This window comes from Mesorhizobium sp. P2_E9, from assembly GCF_056403815.1.
In genome coordinates this window covers 198,018-217,197 of sequence record NZ_JBFUET010000001.1, presented here as the reverse complement: position 1 = coordinate 217,197, position 19,180 = coordinate 198,018, and the positions used below count along the sequence as shown (strand labels likewise).

The 19,180-nt window shown below is 62.5% G+C and carries 17 protein-coding genes; 6 read left to right on the top strand and 11 right to left on the bottom strand.

The features are described 5' to 3' along the window. Window positions 1–3: 3 nt before the first annotated feature. Window positions 4–432, bottom strand: a complete 429-nt coding sequence (locus AC1D05_RS01135; RefSeq protein ID WP_477437438.1) for a MarR family winged helix-turn-helix transcriptional regulator — start codon at window positions 430–432, stop codon at window positions 4–6. Window positions 433–548: 116 nt separating this feature from the next. On the opposite strand from AC1D05_RS01135, the gene AC1D05_RS01130 reads away from it, so the two are divergent. Further along, window positions 549–956 carry a hypothetical protein gene (locus AC1D05_RS01130; protein WP_477437436.1) on the top strand — a complete coding sequence of 136 codons (408 nt, stop codon included), beginning with the start codon at window positions 549–551 and terminating at the stop codon, window positions 954–956. 146 nt (window positions 957–1,102) lie between these two features. On the opposite strand, the gene AC1D05_RS01125 is transcribed toward AC1D05_RS01130, so the two are convergent. Next, window positions 1,103–2,296, bottom strand: a complete 1,194-nt coding sequence (locus AC1D05_RS01125; RefSeq protein WP_477437434.1) for a phytanoyl-CoA dioxygenase family protein — start codon at window positions 2,294–2,296, stop codon at window positions 1,103–1,105. A 111-nt stretch (window positions 2,297–2,407) separates the two neighbouring features. Between AC1D05_RS01125 and AC1D05_RS01120 the strand changes: the two genes are divergently transcribed. Beyond that, the gene (locus tag AC1D05_RS01120) at window positions 2,408–3,427 is read left to right on the top strand and encodes a LacI family DNA-binding transcriptional regulator (RefSeq protein WP_477437432.1); all 1,020 of its coding nucleotides are present in this window, start codon (window positions 2,408–2,410) and stop codon (window positions 3,425–3,427) included. A 12-nt stretch (window positions 3,428–3,439) separates the two neighbouring features. On the opposite strand, the gene AC1D05_RS01115 is transcribed toward AC1D05_RS01120, so the two are convergent. Further along, window positions 3,440–5,485 carry an oxidoreductase gene (locus AC1D05_RS01115; protein WP_477437430.1) on the bottom strand — a complete coding sequence of 682 codons (2,046 nt, stop codon included), beginning with the start codon at window positions 5,483–5,485 and terminating at the stop codon, window positions 3,440–3,442. Window positions 5,486–5,622: 137 nt separating this feature from the next. Here AC1D05_RS01115 and queF point away from each other — a divergent pair, with 137 nt between their 5' ends. Next, the gene (queF, locus tag AC1D05_RS01110) at window positions 5,623–6,084 is read left to right on the top strand and encodes a preQ(1) synthase (protein WP_477437428.1); all 462 of its coding nucleotides are present in this window, start codon (window positions 5,623–5,625) and stop codon (window positions 6,082–6,084) included. 8 nt (window positions 6,085–6,092) lie between these two features. Here queF and AC1D05_RS01105 read toward each other — a convergent pair whose 3' ends face one another. From AC1D05_RS01105 to AC1D05_RS01075, 7 genes are all read right to left on the bottom strand, one after another. After that, entirely contained in the window at window positions 6,093–6,716 is a 624-nt protein-coding gene (locus tag AC1D05_RS01105; RefSeq protein WP_477437426.1) for a YqhG/Tai3 family protein, read from the bottom strand. A gap of 190 nt (window positions 6,717–6,906) precedes the next feature. Then, the gene (locus tag AC1D05_RS01100; RefSeq protein ID WP_477437424.1) at window positions 6,907–7,878 is read right to left on the bottom strand and encodes a right-handed parallel beta-helix repeat-containing protein; all 972 of its coding nucleotides are present in this window, start codon (window positions 7,876–7,878) and stop codon (window positions 6,907–6,909) included. A 300-nt stretch (window positions 7,879–8,178) separates the two neighbouring features. Further along, a complete protein-coding gene (locus AC1D05_RS01095) occupies window positions 8,179–8,658 on the bottom strand; it encodes a DUF3828 domain-containing protein (protein ID WP_477438120.1) in 480 nt (159 codons plus the stop codon). Window positions 8,659–8,836: 178 nt separating this feature from the next. Further along, window positions 8,837–9,946: a mandelate racemase/muconate lactonizing enzyme family protein gene (locus AC1D05_RS01090; RefSeq protein ID WP_477437422.1), complete on the bottom strand. Its 1,110-nt coding sequence runs from the start codon at window positions 9,944–9,946 to the stop codon at window positions 8,837–8,839. A 100-nt stretch (window positions 9,947–10,046) separates the two neighbouring features. Then, on the bottom strand, window positions 10,047–10,739 hold the full coding sequence (locus tag AC1D05_RS01085) for a corrinoid protein (protein WP_477219161.1): 693 nt from the start codon (window positions 10,737–10,739) through the stop codon (window positions 10,047–10,049). Window positions 10,740–10,834: 95 nt separating this feature from the next. After that, a complete protein-coding gene (locus AC1D05_RS01080) occupies window positions 10,835–12,484 on the bottom strand; it encodes an ABC transporter substrate-binding protein (RefSeq protein ID WP_477437420.1) in 1,650 nt (549 codons plus the stop codon). 44 nt (window positions 12,485–12,528) lie between these two features. Then, window positions 12,529–14,079: a trimethylamine methyltransferase family protein gene (locus AC1D05_RS01075; protein ID WP_477438118.1), complete on the bottom strand. Its 1,551-nt coding sequence runs from the start codon at window positions 14,077–14,079 to the stop codon at window positions 12,529–12,531. 93 nt (window positions 14,080–14,172) lie between these two features. On the opposite strand from AC1D05_RS01075, the gene AC1D05_RS01070 reads away from it, so the two are divergent. Both AC1D05_RS01070 and mutL read left to right on the top strand, forming a co-directional pair. Continuing rightward, window positions 14,173–15,075 carry a LysR substrate-binding domain-containing protein gene (locus AC1D05_RS01070; protein ID WP_477437418.1) on the top strand — a complete coding sequence of 301 codons (903 nt, stop codon included), beginning with the start codon at window positions 14,173–14,175 and terminating at the stop codon, window positions 15,073–15,075. 62 nt (window positions 15,076–15,137) lie between these two features. Beyond that, window positions 15,138–17,027 carry a DNA mismatch repair endonuclease MutL gene (gene mutL / locus AC1D05_RS01065; protein WP_477437416.1) on the top strand — a complete coding sequence of 630 codons (1,890 nt, stop codon included), beginning with the start codon at window positions 15,138–15,140 and terminating at the stop codon, window positions 17,025–17,027. Window positions 17,028–17,252: 225 nt separating this feature from the next. On the opposite strand, the gene AC1D05_RS01060 is transcribed toward mutL, so the two are convergent. Then, complete coding sequence (locus AC1D05_RS01060) at window positions 17,253–18,146, bottom strand: DMT family transporter (protein ID WP_477437414.1); 894 nt, start codon at window positions 18,144–18,146, stop codon at window positions 17,253–17,255. Window positions 18,147–18,236: 90 nt separating this feature from the next. Between AC1D05_RS01060 and AC1D05_RS01055 the strand changes: the two genes are divergently transcribed. Continuing rightward, on the top strand, window positions 18,237–19,163 hold the full coding sequence (locus AC1D05_RS01055) for a LysR substrate-binding domain-containing protein (RefSeq protein ID WP_477437412.1): 927 nt from the start codon (window positions 18,237–18,239) through the stop codon (window positions 19,161–19,163). Window positions 19,164–19,180 lie beyond the last annotated feature (17 nt).

Sequence of the window (19,180 nt, the reverse complement as noted above, 5' to 3'; positions counted from 1 at the left end):
CTTCTAGCCTTCAACATTGTCCCGCAATGCCGCCAGCACCTGCGCAAACTCCGCCAGACGCTCGTCGGGCAGTCCGGTGCGAAGCCGCTTGTCGAAGACAAGTGCGGCTTGTCGCAATTTCTCGAACAGTGCTTCTCCCGCCTCCGTCAATTCGACCAGATGAACCCGGCGGTTGACGGGATCGCGGCGCCGGGTCAGCAGGCCCTGCGCCTCCATCGCGTTGAGGTGGTGGGTGAGCGTCGCGCCCTGGATGCCGATCATGCTGGCAAGCTCGCGCTGGTTGGCTAGTCCATTCGACTTAACCGACAACAATGTCAGCCAGACCGGCAATGTGCCGCCGGCCTCGACCAGAGCGGCGTCGAAGGCCTGGGCAACGAGCTTGGCGGTGCGGCCGAGATTCATGCCGACTGGCGGGCGTTCAAAGGGCGTCATCGCAAGACACTAGACGGTGTTTTCCACAGATGGAACAGGCCCGCGTTTATACATTGACATCTAACAGTTAGATATCTAACTATTAGAGCACCAGCGGGCGAAAGAGGAGAGCCGGTATGCAATATGTCTACATCGTCGTCATCGGTCTTCATGTCCTGGCAGGCGTATTCTGGGCCGGCACCACGGTCACGCTGGCGCGCGATCCCGAGATCCGGGCCGAGCGTTTCATCCGGCCACAGTTGGGCGCCGCCGGCATGGTTTTCCTGACTGGGGCACTGCTGTGGTATTTCTTCCACGGCGGCTATTTTGGCTCGACAGAGATGGTACTGGCGCTCGGCATTCTGACCGCCTTCGCCGCCGCCGGCGTGCTCGGCGCCATGGTCAGGGCGCCCAGCCGGCAGCTTGCCGGCGCCAATGCGGAAACCGAAACGCAACTGCGCGCGAGAATGGCGACGGGCGAACGCATTGCCGCGCGGCTGCTGGCCATCACGGTGCTGTGCATGGCTGTCGCCAGGATGTTCTGAGCCGCAGCACCACCTCACGAGATCGTACGTTGTCTGGCATCGAGCCAGTGACGTGCGGGCGCGCGGTCAGGCCAACGTACACGGGCTCTCGTACGCAGGCTTGGCCGCGCGCCACCAGCGGTGCGAATTTGCAGCAGCTGCCTTTCTCAGGTCAGCTTCTTGCGGGCCTGTTTCTCGAGTGCCGCCACGAAGACCGCAGGCTCCCATCCCGCATCCAGTGCACGATGGAAAAGCGCCTGCTGTGTTTCCGGCGCAAGGCCGCCGAGCGGCGGGTCGCGATCAAGATTGGTCGGAAAGGAATAGCCTTCCGCCGACGACGCTATGGCATTCTCCGCTGCCTGCCTAGTCAGGCTGCCATCGCCCAGCATGCGCTGGACAATTGGATAGAGGGTCGCGCTCATGCGGGTCCGGTCCACACTCTCCATGGCGCGGCCATAGGCTGATGACACCTGCAACAGGTTCGCCATGCGCTGGATGTCGGCGGACCGGTTGGTGCCGGCGGCATGAAACAGCGCTGGATTGAAGAACGCCGCATCACCTTTCTTCAAGGGCAGTTGAACATGATGCTCGGTGAAATAGGTCTGAAACTCGGGACGGTTCATCGCCAGGTATCCAGCCAGATAGGTCTGCGAATAAGGCAGGTAAAGCGTAGGACCGCTTTCCACCGGCATGTCGCAATGAGCGACGGCGCCCTGCAGCGTCAGCACCGGCGAAATCCGATGGACATGGACCGGGTAGCGTTCGATGACCGATGCGGTCTGGAAGCCGAGATGATAATCCCGGTGCGCCGACTGGGACGCGCCACCCGGCCTGACATTGTTCACCTGCGATGTGAATTGATAGGCCGGGCCGAGCCAGGCTTCCGATATCAGCGCGATAATATCGTTGCCGTAATAGGCGGCAAAGGTTGCGGGGTCGCGCAGGCAAAGCTTTTCCAGCGCATTCCACACCCGGTCGTTGGCGCCGGGCTTGGCAAAATGATCGCCGCCGCCTGCCCCGGCCGCGCGCTCCTCGGCGATGATGGCGTTGAAAGCCTCGGTGGCGGCATCGACTGGAGCCACATCTTCGAAAGCGCCGCGAAAGACGACGACACCTGGGCCGTCGGTCATCGCCTCGACCCACTCGGCGAGAAGCACCTTGCGCCGGGCCGGATCGACAGCGGCCGCGCGAACCGCGGCACCGTCGTAGATCAGGACGTTCTTCTGCACCTCGGACGCGAACGGATAGTCCGCCAGATTTGTGGTCCGTTGCGTGAACGCCGCAAAATCGTCGATGCTGCACATATCGGCGGTTAGCCAGACACGATCGGATCTGAGCTTGGCAAAATTATCGGCCTTCACGGCATCCTCCCCATGGTCTTGTTTCGACTGGATGGCGGAAGTATAGCTCCGGCTGAGAGGTGGCATATCGCTGAAACACCTCAAAAACACCTCATCGGATCGAGACTGCTAATGTCACATCCATTCCCGGTGAAGGACATTGCCCAGCAGGCCGGCGTCAGCATCGCCACGGTCGACCGTGTCCTGCATCGGCGCAGCGGCGTGCGTCAGCACACCGTTCGCCGCATCGAGCAGGCGATCCGCGAACTGGAAACGCAACGCTCCCAGCTCGGCCTGTCCGGCCGCAAATTCATTCTCGATCTCGTCATGGAGGCTCCGGTGCGCTTCACCGAGGCGGTGCGTGCGGCGCTGGAGGCCGAGATGCCGGGCCTGCATCCGGCAGTGTTTCGGGCACGCTACCACCTTGCCGAAATGCGAGCGGCAGCGAACACCGTCTCCCTGCTCGACGCGATTGCCCGCCGCGGCAGCAACGGCATTTTCCTCAAGGCACCTGATATTCCGGAGATAGCGGCCGCTGTGGATCGGGTCGTTCAGTCGGGAATACCTGTTGTGACGCTGGTCACCGATCTGCCGAACAGCCGGAGGCTGGCCTATGTCGGCGTCGACAACCGCGCCGCCGGGGAAACGGCTGCCTATCTGATCGGCGCATGGCTTGGCGGACGTCGTGCCGATGTCCTGGTCACTTTGAGCAGCAACCGGTTCCGGGGCGAGGAGGAGCGCGAAATCGGCTTTCGCCGCGCCTTGCGCGAAAACCTTCCCGATCTTGGGATCGTCGACATCAGCGAAGGGCACGGCATCGATCGCGCGACGGGCGAGTTGGTCCGCACCGCGCTGACAAATCATCCCGAGATAGCAGCCGTATATTCCATCGGCGGCGGAAATGCCTCCATCGTGCAGGCATTCGCCGAAATGAAGCGGCCCTGCGGGGTGTTCATCGGCCACGATCTCGACGCCGACAATCTCGACCTGCTGCGAAGCCGACGCATTTCGGCCGTGCTGCATCACGATCTCAGGCAAGACATGCGCACGGCTTGCGTCCACATCATGCGGGCACAGGGCGCGTTGCCGAAATCGGTCGCGCCGGGAGCACCCAACATCCAGATCATCACGCCGTTCAACATGCCGGCGTGAGCGGGCCGTGGATCAGATCCGCAGGCCGAACCTGATCCCGTCATATATGGCGGCATGGATGTTGCGTGACGCGACCGCATCGCCGATGCGCAGCAGCACGAAGCCCGCTTCGGGATTGCGTGCCGGGAAAATGTCGCCACCGTTCACCAGTCGCTCGTAATCCACCGCGCCACCGTTCTTCGACAGCGGTTTCAGGCTGAGGTAAAGATCGTCGAGCGGCGCCGTGCCATGCTCGACCACCACCTGGTCAACCCTGCGCTCGCCGCGCCAACCATCGGCAAAATCCGAAGCAAGTTCGGCGACCAGTTGATTGCCCTCGCGCCGCACCGAGCGCAGGCGCGTGTTGATGGTGATGGTGACGCCCTTTTCCTGGAAGGCGCGCATATATGGCACGTGGTTCATGCCGCCCATTTCGGGGGCGAAGAAACGCTCCGGCGAAACCAGTTCCAGCCTTGAGCCCGCATTTGCGATCAACTCGGCCGCGCCCATGCCCTGATGGCCGCCATTGTCGTCAAAGAGCAGAACGCTCTCGGCCGGCTTGACGCTGCCGGCCATGATGTCCCAACTCGACGTGACGAGATTGTCGCCCGCCGTCAGCGGCGGGTTCTGCGGCAGGCCGCCGGTGGCAACGATCACCACATCGGGCGCCAGCGCCAGAACATCGTCCTGCTCCGCCCAGGTGTCGTAGCGGATTTCGACGCCGAGCCGGTCGAGTTCGGCCAGACGCCAGTCGATGATGCCGATCAGCTCCTTGCGGCGCGGGTTCTGGGTCGCCAGACGCACCTGGCCGCCCGCTTGCGACGATGCCTCCAGGATCGTGACTTGATGGCCGCGCTCGGCTGCGACACGCGCCGCCTCCAGTCCGCCGGCGCCAGCGCCGATGACGACGACTTTCCGCTTCGGCCCTTCGGTCTTGACGATGATGTGCGGAATCTCGGCCTCGCGGCCGGTCGCCGCATTGTGGACGCACAGCGCTTCGCCGCCTTCATAGATGCGGTCGAGACAATAGGTGGCGCCGACACAGGGGCGGATCTCGTGCTCGCGGCCCTCCATCACCTTTTTGATGATGTGCGGATCGGCGATATGCGCGCGGGTCATGCCGACCATGTCGAGCTTGCCCGTCGCGATCGCATGACGCGCGGTGGCGACATCGGAAATGCGCGCCGCGTGGAAGGTCGGGAACTTCGTCGCCGCCCTCACCTCGCCGGCGAAATCGAGATGCGGCGAAGACCGCATACCGGTCACCGGGATGACCTTGGTCAATGCCGCGTCGCTTTCGATCGAACCGCGGATGATGTTGAGGAAATCGACCTTGCCGGAGGCGGCCAGCTGCCTAGCGATCTCGACGCCTTCCTCCTTCGACAGGCCTTTCTCGAAGTCCTCGTCGGCGACCATGCGGATGCCGACGACAAATTTTTCGCCGACCGCCGCGCGCACGGCATCCAGCACCATGTTGGTGAAGCGCAGGCGGTTGTCGAGCGAGCCGCCATAGGCGTCGTCACGATGATTGGTGGCGGGCGACCAGAAGCCATCCATCAGATGGCCGTAGGCTTCGAACTCGATGCCGTCGAGGCCGGCGGCCTGGCAGCGCTGGGCGGCCGAAGCATAGTCGGCGACGATGCGCTCTATGTCCCAGTCCTCGATGGTTTTTGGGAAAGCGCGGTGCGCCGGCTCGCGCACCGGCGAGGCGGACAGCACCGGCAACCAGTCGGCCTTGTTCCAGCCGGTGCGGCGGCCGAGATGGGTGATCTGGATCATCACCTTGCAGTCATGCTCGTGGCAGGCCTCAGCGAGTTCGGCCAGCCACGGCACGATGCGGTCGTCATAGACATGCAGATTGCCGAAGGCCGCGGGACTGTCGCGTGAAACGATGGCCGAGCCGGCTGTCATGGTCAGCGCCATACCGCCCTTGGCCTTCTCGGCATGATAGAGCCGGTAGCGTTGTTTCGGCATGCCGTCCTCGGAATAGGCCGGCTCGTGGCTGGTCGACATCACCCGGTTCTTCAGCGTCAGATGCTTGAGCTGGTAGGGCTGTAGAAGCGGGTCGTTGGAGGTCATCGTCTTCCTGCTGTTTCAATTGTGTGGAGCAGCATGCACTGCCCGGTTCCTATTTAAGCACCGGATTCGTCCGAAAATCGCTGCGCACTTTTCGGTCCGGTGCTAAGGAGCGGCGAAAATTGAAAGAGATCCCGCTCATGATCGATACCAAAACCCTTACCCAGCTCGGCGCCTACGTCGAGACGCCACGGAGCCCCGAAGCAGCAGTCCTGGAGACCGTGCCTTTTTCGCGCGGCGACGGTCCGCCGGCGATCGTGCGCTTCACCTGCCCGGAATTCACCTCGCTGTGCCCGGTGACCGGCCAGCCGGATTTCGCCCATATCGTCATCGACTACGCACCCGATGCGGCTTTGGTGGAATCGAAGTCGCTGAAGCTGTTCATGACCTCGTTTCGCAACCATGGCGCCTTCCATGAAGATTGTACCGTCATGATCGGCCGCCGCATCGTGGCAGCAACCAAGCCGCTGTGGTTGCGCATAGGCGGCTATTGGTATCCGCGCGGCGGCATTCCGATCGATGTGTTCTGGCAAACCGGCGCGCCGCCGGAAGGCGCCTGGCTGCCCGACACCGGTGTGGCACCCTATCGTGGGCGCGGCTAGTTCGGCCCTCATTCGCACTGATACTGGCTGAGCGCCCACTCGCCGGTCACCGACAGCAGGTCCGATATCTTCCAGTCGCCGTCGACCTTTTTGAGCTTCCATTCAAGACGGTGCGGGTTGCCGGCGACGACGAAGGCGACGATGACCTTGGCCTGGTCGCCATTGATCGCTTCGAGCGTCTTCAGGCTCTTGTCGATCTCGCCCTTGTCGTAATCGGCATTGTCCAGCGCCATGTTGGGATCGAGACATTCGCCCTGTCCGGATTTGCGCAGCGCGTCGCTCTTGTCGAGCACGGTTTTCGCCGGATCTATGAAATGGCCGCGCTGCGCCGGATCGATCTCCAGGCCGACCTGATCGTAGAACGACCGCACCACCGCGGTCGGCGATCCAGCCTGGATGGGCGCGGCAGGTTGGCTGGGCGGCCATGCAACCGGCGGCGTTGCCGGCTCTGCCGCACCGCCCGGTGCGTTGGCGGGCGGCGCCCCGCTGTCTGCAGGAGCGCCAACCGAGGGCGCGCCGTCAGCCGGAGCGTTTGCCGGGGGGGCGCCAAACAACCCTTGCGCAGGCGTGCCATTCAAACCCGACGCCAGTATGAAAGAAACCGACAATGCCAGAAGACAGAAACGGGCCATAACGTCACCAAGGCTTTGGCCAGTCATGCTTTGCGATTGGCATGCATTCGATTGGCTGGACATCCAGCCACGCAACTTTCGGGCCTGACCTAGAACCATGCAGAGTTTGTTGGCGTAGACAAGGCCACGCCATTCAAATTGCCCGCTTAGCGCGATCGGTATCGCGCCAAGCGAGCCACATCAGGTCATTTCAGTGCAATGGAATGACGGGCGGATTTGGCCCATCACTGGTGTTGCCGTTGATCTCGTTGTTGCCATAGGACGAAATCACGCCGCCATTGACGACGGCCGTTCCGGTGGTGTTGCCGGAGATGGTCGAGCGACCGACGCGGATGTTTGCGTTGGCCCCTTCGACGACGCGCAGGCCGCCAGCCGCACCGTTGTTGGCCACGGCAACGTCGTCGACCATGATGTTGATGGCCGGCCCACCGACCGGATTCAGGATGCTGATACCGGCATTGGTATTGCCCGAGACACTGCTGTTCACAATAGTTGTGTTGGAGCCGCCGGTGTTGCTGGTGCCATCCGCCTTCACTCCAGCAAGACCATTGTTCTGGATCGAAGAGCCAGCGATGACAACCTTGGCAACGCCAGCTGCCGTCGGCTGGATATGGACGCCGTCGGCGCCATTACCGGTGATGTACGAGTTTGTGACATAGAGTTCGGCCGTCCCCGTCGGCGAGAACAAGATACCGTTGCCGTTGGGCGCCGCACCGCCGTGGTCACGAATAACGCATTCCTCGATGTGCAAAGCAGCGCCGGCAAGAAACCGAACGCCGTTGAGGCCAGGCGTGGCGGTCGCGCTGTCGATATCGAGGCCGCGAAGAATGACGACGTCGGCCGCACCGGCATTGACGATCACGCCGTTCGTCCCGCCATTCGTTATGCCCGCCTCGACATCCTCACAGGCGATCGTTATCGCCTTGGTGATCGTCACAGCACCAAAGCCACCCGGATCGATGCAGTTGATTTCGCCGCCGGCGGCGGTCTTCGAAATAGCGCCGGCGAACGTTTTGCAAGGCGCGGTGCGGCTGCAGGGATTGGCGTCATCTCCAACACCAGAGACCCATGTCCGGACCGCTTGCGCGGAAGCTGGCGTGGCGGTCACCGCCATTACCAAAGCGAGAAGCAGCGAAGATAATAGGTATCCTAGAATTTTCATGATCATTCCCCCTAAATGGAACAAGATATTCGTTCACAACCAAGCGGAGGAAGTCTAGCGCGTTGCCTCGCCGAAAGCAACGTGACGTCAAAACCGAATCGCCAATTTGTATTTCTGGTGTGAACGGCGATCCGGCAAGCTACGCAGCCGCCATCTTGCCTTTGTTACATCGCGGTCACACTACAGTCGAGGTGCTTGACGTTCCACGAAATTTAGCAGGCTCGGCGCGTCAGGGACGGCAAACACCGACATGAATCCCCCGATTCGACGCCCCGACCGGAACGGCCGAGACCCATGGCGTCACTCCGGATCCTGGCCCGCCATGCATGCGAGCTGGCTCAGCGTCCAGTCGCTGGTCTTCGAGGCAATGTCCGATATCTTCCACTTGCCATCGACCTTCTTCAGCGACCAGTGCATTTCGCGTTGCGAATCGTCTCCGTCCGGAAAAAGCCTTAAATTCGCCACCACCTGCGCGGTGTCGCCATCCACTGTCTCGGACAGTTTCAGGGTCTTGGAGACCGTTTTCTGGTCAAAATCCTGCGCGTCAAGACCAGGATCGAAGTCGATACAGGCGACCTCGTCGGGATTCTTCTTGGTCGCCTGATCGTTGAGATCGAACAGTTTCGTCACCGGCTCGGTGAAGCGATTCCGGTATTGTGCATCGGCCTCGAATTTGACCGCCGGAACATAGAAGAACTTCACGGCGTCGGATGCCGGTCCGGCGAAGGCGGTTGCGGGTAAGGCTGTCGCAAGGGCGGCAAGGAGCACTGTCAGTCTCATGCAGAATCTCCGGGTTTGATGGCTAGAAGCAACCAACACCACGCATCCTGCATACCGGTTTTTTTGCGGCTCATGAAGCCCTACGGCGACAGCCTCGGATGCCCCGCCACATGTTCTGGAGGTTCGCAATTGCCGACGATACTGGCCAGATACAATCGCCGCGAGCATCACAGGATCCTCAGCCTCCGAAAGTCGCAATCGGCGCTCCGAGTCGGGAGCGCTCAGGTTTGACACCAAGCCCTGGCATCTGGGGGACGCGTATATGCCCGTTTTCGATGACGATGGGATTTACGGGATCGGTATGCCCTTCGATGTATTCCTGTGCGATCCAGGCGCCCTCAAAGCGTCTCGGCTCGACGGTAGCGGCAAGGTGCACGCATGCTGCGGCGATGACGTCCCCACCCCAGGCGTCGTCACAACTGTGCGGAAGAGATCGTATCGCACACAGGTCGCGGACCGTGACCATCTTGGTGAGGCCGCCAAGGCGGGTCACCTTCAATCCGAATCCGTCCGCGATACCTGAAGAAACTGCCCGCAGGACGGCATTCAAATCCTCGGTATTCTCGTCGAGGTAGACCGGGTGGGTAACGCGTCCCTTGAGGCTCGCGACTTCCTCCATGGTGTTACAAGGCTGTTCGAACACGAACGGGATTGCCTGGCAAAGCCGATCGATGTGCAGCGCCGCCGCGGTGGTGAGGCCACGATTGGCGTCGACGGCTATCCGGGCCTTGAAGCCAACCGCTTCCCATACCTTGTGCACGGTGGCGACGTCTTGTTCGAGATCCCGTCCGCCGATCTTGATCTGAAGCCGTGGGTATCCGGCCTTGACCTTGTCGACGGCAATGCGCGCGGTCTCGTCCGGTTCCCCGACAATAGTCGAGTAGTAGGACGGCACACGGTCGGTGAGCGCTCCGCCCAGAAGTGTCGAAACCGGAACGCCCAGCCGTTGGCCGGCGAGGTCGAGGAGAGCTATATCGAGAGCCGCCTTGGCATAGTTGTGACCGTTCAACCGCTCGTCAATTCTCTTCGCGAGGCGCCGCATCGACGTAGTGTCCTTGCCAACGAGCCCAGGTGCTATTTCGGCAATTGCGGCTCTCGCGCCCAGAGCATGTTGGGGCTGATAAACAGGGCCGACCGGGCAAGTCTCACCCCAGCCTGACAGCCCGTCCTCGGCGGTCACTTCAACGAGCGTGCTGTCCAGATCCTGCACGGTATCGCTGGCCATCCGGTAGGCACCGCCTTTGACAGGCAGAGACATCTGATAGACTTTGATAGACTCGATACGCATACGGGGCCTTAGCTCCCTTCGAGCCAAGCGATTCGGGCCATCTTGCCATCACGGTGCATGACGGCGCTCTCGGCCACAAAGCTGGATCGAACTGTAGTGCTCAAGCGCGGACGTTGTGCTTGCGCTTCATGAAGTCCTTGGCGGTCTCGACCGCCACAGCGGCATCGCGGCAATAGGCGTCGGCGCCGACGGCCTTGCCGAATTCCTCGTTGAGCGGCGCGCCGCCAACCAGCACGACATAGTCGTCGCGAATGCCCTTTTCCTTCATCGTGTCGATGACGACCTTCATGTAGGGCATGGTCGTGGTCAAAAGCGCCGACATGCCGATGATGTCGGGCTGATGCTTTTCGATCGCATCGAGATATTTCTCGACCGCATTGTTGATGCCGAGGTCGATGACGTCGAAGCCGGCGCCTTCCATCATCATGCCGACGAGGTTCTTGCCGATGTCGTGGATGTCGCCCTTGACGGTGCCGATCACCATCTTGCCCTGCTTGGGCGCGCCGGTGGCGGCGAGCAGCGGACGCAGGATGAACATGCCGGCCTTCATGGCGTTGGCCGACAACAGCACTTCGGGAACGAACAGGATGCCGTCGCGAAAATCCTCGCCGACGATGCGCATGCCTTCGACCAGTGCTTCCGTCAGCACCTTGTAAGGCACCCAGCCGCGCTCCAGCAGGATGTTGGTGCCTTCCTCGATCTCTTCCTTCAGCCCGTCATAGAGATCGTCGTGCATCTGTTGCACCAACTCGTCGTCGGAAAGTTCAGAAAGGATGATCTCGTCGTCGGACATTGTGCCTGCGCCAATTGCTTGTCAGTGGTTTACGGGCCGCCGGCACCTTTTTCAGAGGTGCCGGCGGCGATTGCTTGCAAGTCTCGGGAGTTATATCAGGCGTCGAGCCAGACGTTCTGGAAGTCCATTTCGTAGGTCTGGTGCATTCCGTAGTTCTTCACCTTCTTGCTCATGTGGCAGTAGAGCTTCTGCCAGAACGGCTGGATGATGACGCCGGAATCCTGCAGGATCTGCTCGACGTCCTTCATCACCTCCTTGCGCTTGGCAGGATCGGCGAGCGAGAGCGCCTGCTTCAGCTTGGCGTCGAAATCCGGGTTGGCATAGGCCGTTTCGTTCCAGGCCTCGCCGCTGCGATATCCCAACGCCAGCACCTGGACGCCCAGCGGCCGCATGTACCAGATGGTCATCGAGTATGGATACTTCGTCCAGTCATTCCAGAAGGTCGAACCCGGTAGCACCGTACGCTTGACCTTGATGCCGGCATCGCGCAATTGGCCGGCGATCGCATCGCCGGTGTTCTTCTGCCATTCGTCCTCGACGGTGATCAACTCATGCTCGAAGTCGGCCTGCCCGGCATCCGCCATCAGTTTCTTGGCGGCCGCAGCATCCCGCGTCTTCTTGGGGAGCGGATAGTATTCGGGATGGATCGGGGCGACGTGGTGGTTCTCGCCAACCGTGCCGAGCCCGGCGTAGCCCAGCTGCATGACGGCATTGTTGTCGACGGCCATCTGTAGCGCATTGCGTACCCGCTGGTCGTCATAGGGCTTGTGGGTGATGTTGGTGCGGGCAACGAGCGTGGTCGCCGTCGCGACCTCCGATTTCACCAGATCCATCTTGTCGAGGGCGTCGATGAAGTCGGCCGGCGTTTCGAAATCGAGGTCGATCTCGCCGGACTCGAAGGCATTCAGCGTGGCGTTGAAGTCGGTGCCGTAGTCGATGAACTCGACACCGTCGAGTGGCGTTTCGCCACCCCACCACTTGCCGTTCTCGCGACGCTTGACGACCGCCTTCGTACCCACAGCATAGGACACCAGTTCGAAAGGTCCGGTACCGACTGGCTTCTTGATCGGGTCGGCACCATCCTTGTCGAAGTCGCGATGCACGACCAGCGCCGGATAGTCGGTGAAGCCCGGTATGATCGCGATATCGGGTTCGGCCAGCTTCAGCTTGACCGTGAGGTCATCGACCTTGGTGATAGCGCCATCCTTCGCCTTGCCGGTCTTTGTGTCGATCAGCGCGCCGACGCGTGCCGCCATGGAATTGCCTGAAGCACCCTTCTCGCACCAGCGGTTCAGATTGGCGACCACGTCATCGGCGTTGAAAGCATCGCCATTGTTCCAGGTGACGCCTTTGCGCAGATGCAGTGTGTATTCGGTGGCGTCGTCATTGACGTCCCAGCTTTCGAGGAGGACCGGCTCGAAAGTGAACTGGTGCGTATAGCGGACGAGCGGCTCAAGCCAGGTCCGGGTGACGTTTGCCATCTCGGTCCAGTCATAGGTGCGCGGATCCTTCTGCGCCTTGACCGACATCGCGACACGCAGCGTTCCGCCCTTTTTCGGTTCATCGGCCAGGGCTTTGGTCGGCGCGGCAAGGCCAATCATGCTGTAGGCGAAAGCCGTCGATGCGCCGAAGGCGCTGGCCAGCGCCAGGAATTCGCGCCGGTCCATGCGCCCTGCACGCGTCTCTGTCGCCATTGCCTCGATAGCGCCCGGCACGCGGTCGCCATTGCTTCTGAAGAATGTCATTTTTTTCTCCCTTTTTTGTTCCCGTTAGTTGTTCGTGCGTCGCGTCAACTGACGCTGTTTGGCAGCGCCTCCTCGCGCCGCGCAATGAAATCCGTCAGCCCCTCCGCGACACCCTCGTCGAGTTTCGGTTCCTCATAATCCGCGAGCATGTTGCGCGCCTTCTCGCGACCACGCGTGTCGTGGTCTTTTGCGCCTTCAGCCTTCCACTGTTCGTACGAATTGAAGTCCATGATCGAGGGTATGAAGAAGGCCGACTCGAAATGTTCGAGTGTGTGTTTAGTGCCGAGGAAATGGCCCTGCGGGCCCACCTCGCGGACTGCCGCCATCGCCTCCTTGAAATCGTCGAACGGAAGCCCGCCGGCATATTTGTACCAGCCGACAAGCTGTTCGCAGTCCGTCGCGAATTTTGAATAGCCGCAGCTCAGACCGGCCTCCAGCCATCCGGCGGAATGCCAGATGTAGTTGGCGCCGGCAAGGATGGCGGCATGCATCAGCATGTTCGCCTCATAGCCCGCCTGAGCGTCGTTCAGCTTCGAGCCGACATGGAAGCCCGAAGTGCGCCACGGCAGCCGGTATTTCCGCGCCAGGGCTCCCATCAGATACATCATCTGCGCCGCCTCAGGCGTGCCGCCCATCGGAGCGCCGGTTTTCATGTCGACCGTGACCATGAACTGGCCGTAGAGCTGCGGCGACCCTGGACGCAACAACTGTGTGAACGCGACGCCCGCCAGCGCTTCGGCATTGACCTGTGCCACCGCTCCGACGGCAGAGGCCGAGGTCGAGGCGCCGCAAAGGGCGAAGGGCGCCAAGATGAGCGGCTGGTTGCTGCGCGCATAGACCTTCATCGCGTCCAGCATGGTGGCGTCCCACACCAGCGGCGAATTGCAGTTGGTGATCGACACCAGCACTGGGTTGTCGCGGACATAGTCCTCGCCGAACACGATGCCTGCCATAGCCATCGTGTCTTCGGCGCGTTCCTTGGACGTCACGATGCCCATGAACGGTTTGTCCGAGTGCTTCAGCGCCGAATGGATGATGTGGAGGTGGCGTTTCGGCACCGCAATTTCCATCGGCTCGCAGATGACCGAGCTTGAGGAGTGCAGCGCCGGCGCCATATAGGCGAGCTTGTGGAAATTTTGCAGGTCGGCGAGCGTCCCGTAGCGCCTGTTGTTATCGAGGTCGCGCACGTAGGGCGCGCCGTACATCGGCACGAAGATGGAGTTGTTGCCGCCTACCCGCACCGTACGCTGCGGATTCCTCGCATTGAGCGTAAACTCCGACGGGACCTTCGATACAAGCTCCATCAGGAGCGCACGGTCGATCCGGACACGAGTTTCCGAGACATCGGCTCCCGCCGCTTTCCACAGTGCAATCGCTTCATCGTCGCGGAACTCGCATCCCACCTCTTCGAGGATCGAGAGCGACTCCTGGTGGATGAGCTCCACCGCCTCGTCTGGAACCATCTCATAGACGGGGATCTTACGGACGAGGGTCGGAAAAGACGCCATGGGAATTCCCCGCAGCACCTTGCGCCCCAGGCGGCCACCCGCTCGACGGTGGGCAGGTTCGGTCACTTCAACGGCCGGTGCGTTCATGGAAACTCCATCCTCCCAGGAGGCTATCAATCTAGAGAGACAAAATGCAGCTGTGACGCTGGAAAATCCTGATCTCTTGTATAAGCTGAGCTTATGCGAAGCCTGCGCCATCTGCTGCCCTCCGCCGGCAGCCTGATCGTCTTCGAGGCCGCCGGGCGGCTATCGAGTTTCACCGCTGCCGGGCGGGAGCTCGGCATGACGCAGGCCGCCGTTTCCTATGCCGTGCGCGGGCTGGAGGAGCAGCTCGGCGCCAAGCTATTCCAGCGCCGCCACCGCCAGGTTCTCCTGACAGAGGCCGGTGAGCGCTTCCATGCCGACGTCTCGCTAGGGCTGTCGCATATCCGCAAGTCGGCGGAGGATTTGCGCCTGCAGGCGACCGGCGGCCATGTCACGCTGGCCGCATCGACCGCCTTTGGCTCATTCTGGATGATGCCGCGCCTGCAGCAATTCCGCGACGAACTGCCTGGCGTTGATCTGCGCATCCAGACCGCCGACCGCGACCTCGACATCATCGCCGAGGGCATCCCGCTCGGCGTGCGCGGCGGCGTGCCGCGCGACTGGCCGGACTATCATTCGCTGTCGCTCTCTGACGAGGAGATCTTCCCAGTCGCAGGCCCCAACTATCTGGCGAAATTTGGGCTGCCGAAGACTGTCGAGGAACTGGCAACGCACCGGCTCATCCATCTCGAGGAGCCCTACCGCGAGGCCCCGAACTGGGACGAATGGTTCGCGTCCGCAGGAACCAGCCTCCGCAATGCCGAGCGCGGGTTGCGCATCAATGACTATGCCTTGGTGATTCAGGCGGTCATGGAGGGACAAGGCATCTCGCTCGGCTGGCGGCATCTGGTCGAGCGCCTCGTGGCATCGGGACTGTTGGTGCCAGTGACGGATCATGTGCTGAGGACCGGCATCGGATTCTACGTCATATGGCCGAAGAACCGGGAGCTCAGCGACAATGCCCGCAAGGTCAGGGATTGGCTGGTGGCGCAGGCGTAGATTCGCCGTTCCACCGCAGTTCGCCCTCGCCCGCACGACACGAATCCGCCTATAGTGTCCCCATGCCCATTCGCCAGCTTTCCGAAACGATGATCAACCAGATCGCCGCCGGCGAAGTCATCGAGCGTCCGGCAAGCGTGGTCAAGGAACTGGTCGAGAATGCGCTGGATGCCGGCGCATCGCGGGTCGAGGTTGTCACGGCCGGCGGCGGGCTGAACCTTATCCGCGTCACCGATGACGGTTCGGGCATTCCCGAACCGGAACTTGCGCTGGCGATCGCCCGCCATTGCACCTCCAAGCTCGTCGAGGACATCAACGACATCCGCTCGCTCGGCTTTCGTGGCGAAGCGCTGCCGTCGATCGGCTCGGTGTCGCGGCTGTCGATCCGCTCGCGCACGGCGTCGGGCGACAGCGCCGCCGAGATCGGCATCGAGGGTGGCCGCGTCCTGCCTGTCAGACCGGCGGCGGCCAACCGCGGCACGACCGTGGAGGTGCGCGACCTGTTCTTCGCCACGCCGGCACGGCTGAAATTCATGAAGGGCGAGCGCGCCGAAAGCTCGGCGACCAGCGATGTCGTAAAGCGTATCGCCATCGCCTTCCCGGCCGTGCGTTTCACATTGGCCGGCTCCGACCGCTCGACGCTGGAATTGCCGGCGACCGACGACAGCCCGGAAGGCAGCCTGCGTCGCGTCGCCCAGGTGATGGGGGCCGAGTTTCCCGACAATTCCATCGCCATCGATGCGATGCGCGAAGGTGTGCATCTGACCGGCCATGTGTCGATCCCGTCCTTCACCCGCGCCAACGCGCTGCAGCAATATGCCTATGTCAACGGCAGGCCGGTGCGCGACAAGCTGATCGCCGGCGCCATTCGCGGCGCCTTCGCCGATGTCCTGCCGCGCGACCGCCATGCGGTGACGGTGCTGTTTCTTTCGCTTGATCCGGCGATCGTCGACGTCAATGTCCACCCGGCCAAGGCCGATGTGCGCTTCCGCGACCCGGGCCTGGTGCGCGGGCTGATCGTCGGCGCCATCCGGCAGGCACTGGCCGATGCCGGCATCCGTTCAGCCACCACGGGCGCCGCCGGCATGATGGCGGCGTTCCGGCCAGGTGCGGAATCCTACGGTCATGGCGGCCCGGCCAACGGCCATCGCAGCTACGACGCGTCTTACCGTGCTTCCGGTTCCGCCGGTTTCGACCCTTCGCGCTCGCCGCAGCGGCCGCTCGACATGCAATTCGAAGGTGCTGGCTTTGAACGCGCCACTGCAAGGAATGGCGGCTTTGCTGAACCCGACCGGCCGGCCTTCGATGCCGGAGAGCTCGCCAGCGCCGATGCACGCGCCGGGCAGAGCGAAGCGGCCGAGACGTTGCTTGGCGCGGTGCTCGGTGCGGCACGCGCCCAGGTGCACGAGAACTACATCGTTGCCCAGACCAGGGATTCGCTCGTCATCGTCGACCAGCATGCGGCGCATGAGCGGCTGGTTTACGAAGCCCTGAAGAACGCGCTGCACTCGCGACCCGTCCCCTCGCAGATGCTGCTCCTGCCAGAGATCATCGACCTGCCGGAAGAGGACGCCGAGCGGCTCGCCATGCATTCCGAAACGCTGGCCAGATTCGGCCTCGGCATCGAGCGTTTCGGCCCAGGCGCTGTCGCCGTGCGCGAGACGCCGTCGATGCTGGGCGAAACCAATGTCCAGCAATTGGTGCGCGACCTCGCCGACGAGATCGCCGACAATGATACGGTCGAGACATTGAAGGAGCGGCTGGACAAGATCGCCGCCACCATGGCCTGCCACGGCTCGGTGCGTTCCGGTCGACTGCTCAAGGCCGAGGAAATGAACGCGCTGCTGCGCCAGATGGAGGCAACGCCCGGTTCCGGCACCTGCAACCATGGCCGCCCGACCTATATCGAGCTCAAGCTGGCGGATATCGAGCGGCTGTTCGGGCGGCGGTAACGACTTCGGTTCCAGTGAGGTCAGCGCCAAGCACCCCGGTCCGACCTCCCACAAGGGGGAGGTAGAGCGCCGAGCTTTTCCGCAAGAGCGCTGTTCTGTAGGCGGGCAGATCGCTTCCTCACCCTCCCCCTTGTGGGGAGGGTCGCTGGGAAGCAGCGGGGGGGCCGAAAAAGGGCCGCTTCAGCCGCCCTTTTTCGATTCAGGAAGGCCTTCCAACCTCCTGTTTTACCTCTTCAAATTCACCACGATGACGCCGCCCAGCGCCAGCGCGCCGCCGAGGATGCCGAGCAGCGTCGGCACTTCGCCCAGCCAGAAGAAGCCGATCAGGGCGGACATCGGCGAGACAAGGTAGAGGAAGTTCGAGGCGCGCGCCGCCGGCAGGCGCGACAGGGCCGTCGCCCAGGCGGCGTAGGCGATCAGGCTCGGCACGATGCCAAGAAAGATGACGGCGCCGAGGCCGGCTGTGTTGGCGACCGCGACTTGTGCAAAGCCGCTTGGCAGAAACGGTGACAGGCACAGTGCGCCAAGGATCATATTCGAGGCCGAGATGGTCAGCGGGTGATGGCGGGCAAAGAGCGGCTTCTGGACGATGGTGTTGACGGCCGAGCACAGCGCCGAGCCAAGAACCAGCAGCGCACCGGCATTGAAGTGCAGGCCATTGCCGTCGGCTACAGCGATGATGCCGATGCCAGCGAAGGAAATGGCCGTGCCCACCCAGGCCCAGCCTGAGAAGCGCTCGCCGAGCAATGCCATTGCCATGATGGCGGTGAAGATCGGGCTGACATTGATGATGAAGCCGGCGGCACCGGCCGAGACAGTCAGTTCGCCGAAATTGAGCATGACGGTATAGAGCGCGACGAAAATTGCCCCGCCAAAGACGAGGCGCCACAATTCGTCGAGCCTGGGCAACGCCGGACGCTTGACGACAAGGAAGATCGCCGCCGGCACCGCGGCGATGCCAAAGCGCAGGGCGCCCAGTTCCAGCGGCCCAAAGGCGGCGAGGCCGGCACGAATCGCGGGAAAGGCGGACGCCCAGCCGACCACCGTCAGCGCCACGGCGATGGCGGCCGTGGTGTCCATGCGCTGTGTCTGATTCAACGTGCCGGTCATCGCGCTCATCTCACTGTCCTCCTGTCTTGTGTCCTGAAAGGCAGAAAACGCCTTTTCCCGCTTGTTGACAAACGACCAAATCGAGGATCACCTGTGACTATGGATCACAGCTCGGACACAATGGTGCCGCTCGAAACCCTGCGTGCCTTCGATGCGGCGGCGCGGACCGGCAGTTTTTCGGCGGCGGCCGAAAAACTCAACATCACCCATGGCGCCGTCAGCCGGCAGATCGCCAAGCTCGAGGACTGGCTCGGGTTGAAAGTGTTCGATCGCGGCGCGCGCGGCGTCTCGCTGACGATCGAAGGCAACCGGCTGCATCTGCGCACGGCGGAAGCCTTCGCACTGATATCAAGCCATTCCGACCGGTGGGTCGAGCCGCGCGGCACGGCGGTGGTGCGGCTGACCTCGATCCCCTCGGTCAGCGGGCTGTGGCTGATGCCGCGCATGGCGACACTGGAGAACAATCCCACCAAGCTGCGCATCGTGCTCGATGTCGACATCCGCCAGGCCGACCTTGCCGATGAAGGCATCGACCTGTCGATCCGTTGCGGCCGTGGTGGCATTCCCGGCCGCATTTCGGTGCAACTGTTCGAAGAGCATGTCTTTCCTGTCGCCTCACCGGAACTCGCTCGCGAAATCGGCCGCGGTGACCCGGCCCGGCTGCTCAAATTTCCGCTGATCAACGATTCCGACGCGTCCGGCTGGCGTGCCTGGTTCGCCGCACAAGGCATGGACTATCGCCCGCGCCCGCAGGACCGACGGTTCGAGGACTACAATCTGGTGCTGGACGCAGCCGCCTATGGGCTCGGTATTGCCTTGGCGCGTCCGCCGCTGACCGGGCATCAGCTGCAGTCGGGCCGCATCGCCGCCGTCGACGAGCGCACCGCCCTCAATCCGGTGTCCTATTGGCTCGACCGGCCGATGGGACGGCCACGCACTGCCGCGGCCGACCTCGCCCGCCGCATCGCGCAGCAAGCCGGATTGACGCCGGACAAGATCGAGGCGTTCATCGAGGCCGAGCGATAGGTCTCTGGCCTATCTCC

What these genes read in the sequence shown, in the direction of transcription:
- AC1D05_RS01095 (WP_477438120.1), bottom strand. Translation starts at nt 8,658, where the DNA reads ATGAGACTGACAGTGCTCCTTGCCGCCCTTGCGACAGCCTTACCCGCA.
- AC1D05_RS01130 (WP_477437436.1), top strand. Translation starts at nt 549, where the DNA reads ATGCAATATGTCTACATCGTCGTCATCGGTCTTCATGTCCTGGCAGGC.
- AC1D05_RS01135 (WP_477437438.1), bottom strand. Translation starts at nt 432, where the DNA reads ATGACGCCCTTTGAACGCCCGCCAGTCGGCATGAATCTCGGCCGCACC.
- AC1D05_RS01105 (WP_477437426.1), bottom strand. Translation starts at nt 6,716, where the DNA reads ATGGCCCGTTTCTGTCTTCTGGCATTGTCGGTTTCTTTCATACTGGCG.
- AC1D05_RS01100 (WP_477437424.1), bottom strand. Translation starts at nt 7,878, where the DNA reads ATGAAAATTCTAGGATACCTATTATCTTCGCTGCTTCTCGCTTTGGTA.
- AC1D05_RS01120 (WP_477437432.1), top strand. Translation starts at nt 2,408, where the DNA reads ATGTCACATCCATTCCCGGTGAAGGACATTGCCCAGCAGGCCGGCGTC.
- AC1D05_RS01075 (WP_477438118.1), bottom strand. Translation starts at nt 14,079, where the DNA reads ATGAACGCACCGGCCGTTGAAGTGACCGAACCTGCCCACCGTCGAGCG.
- queF (WP_477437428.1), top strand. Translation starts at nt 5,623, where the DNA reads ATGATCGATACCAAAACCCTTACCCAGCTCGGCGCCTACGTCGAGACG.
- AC1D05_RS01055 (WP_477437412.1), top strand. Translation starts at nt 18,237, where the DNA reads ATGGATCACAGCTCGGACACAATGGTGCCGCTCGAAACCCTGCGTGCC.
- AC1D05_RS01080 (WP_477437420.1), bottom strand. Translation starts at nt 12,484, where the DNA reads ATGACATTCTTCAGAAGCAATGGCGACCGCGTGCCGGGCGCTATCGAG.
- AC1D05_RS01070 (WP_477437418.1), top strand. Translation starts at nt 14,173, where the DNA reads ATGCGAAGCCTGCGCCATCTGCTGCCCTCCGCCGGCAGCCTGATCGTC.
- mutL (WP_477437416.1), top strand. Translation starts at nt 15,138, where the DNA reads ATGCCCATTCGCCAGCTTTCCGAAACGATGATCAACCAGATCGCCGCC.
- AC1D05_RS01115 (WP_477437430.1), bottom strand. Translation starts at nt 5,485, where the DNA reads ATGACCTCCAACGACCCGCTTCTACAGCCCTACCAGCTCAAGCATCTG.
- AC1D05_RS01090 (WP_477437422.1), bottom strand. Translation starts at nt 9,946, where the DNA reads ATGCGTATCGAGTCTATCAAAGTCTATCAGATGTCTCTGCCTGTCAAA.
- AC1D05_RS01085 (WP_477219161.1), bottom strand. Translation starts at nt 10,739, where the DNA reads ATGTCCGACGACGAGATCATCCTTTCTGAACTTTCCGACGACGAGTTG.
- AC1D05_RS01060 (WP_477437414.1), bottom strand. Translation starts at nt 18,146, where the DNA reads ATGAGCGCGATGACCGGCACGTTGAATCAGACACAGCGCATGGACACC.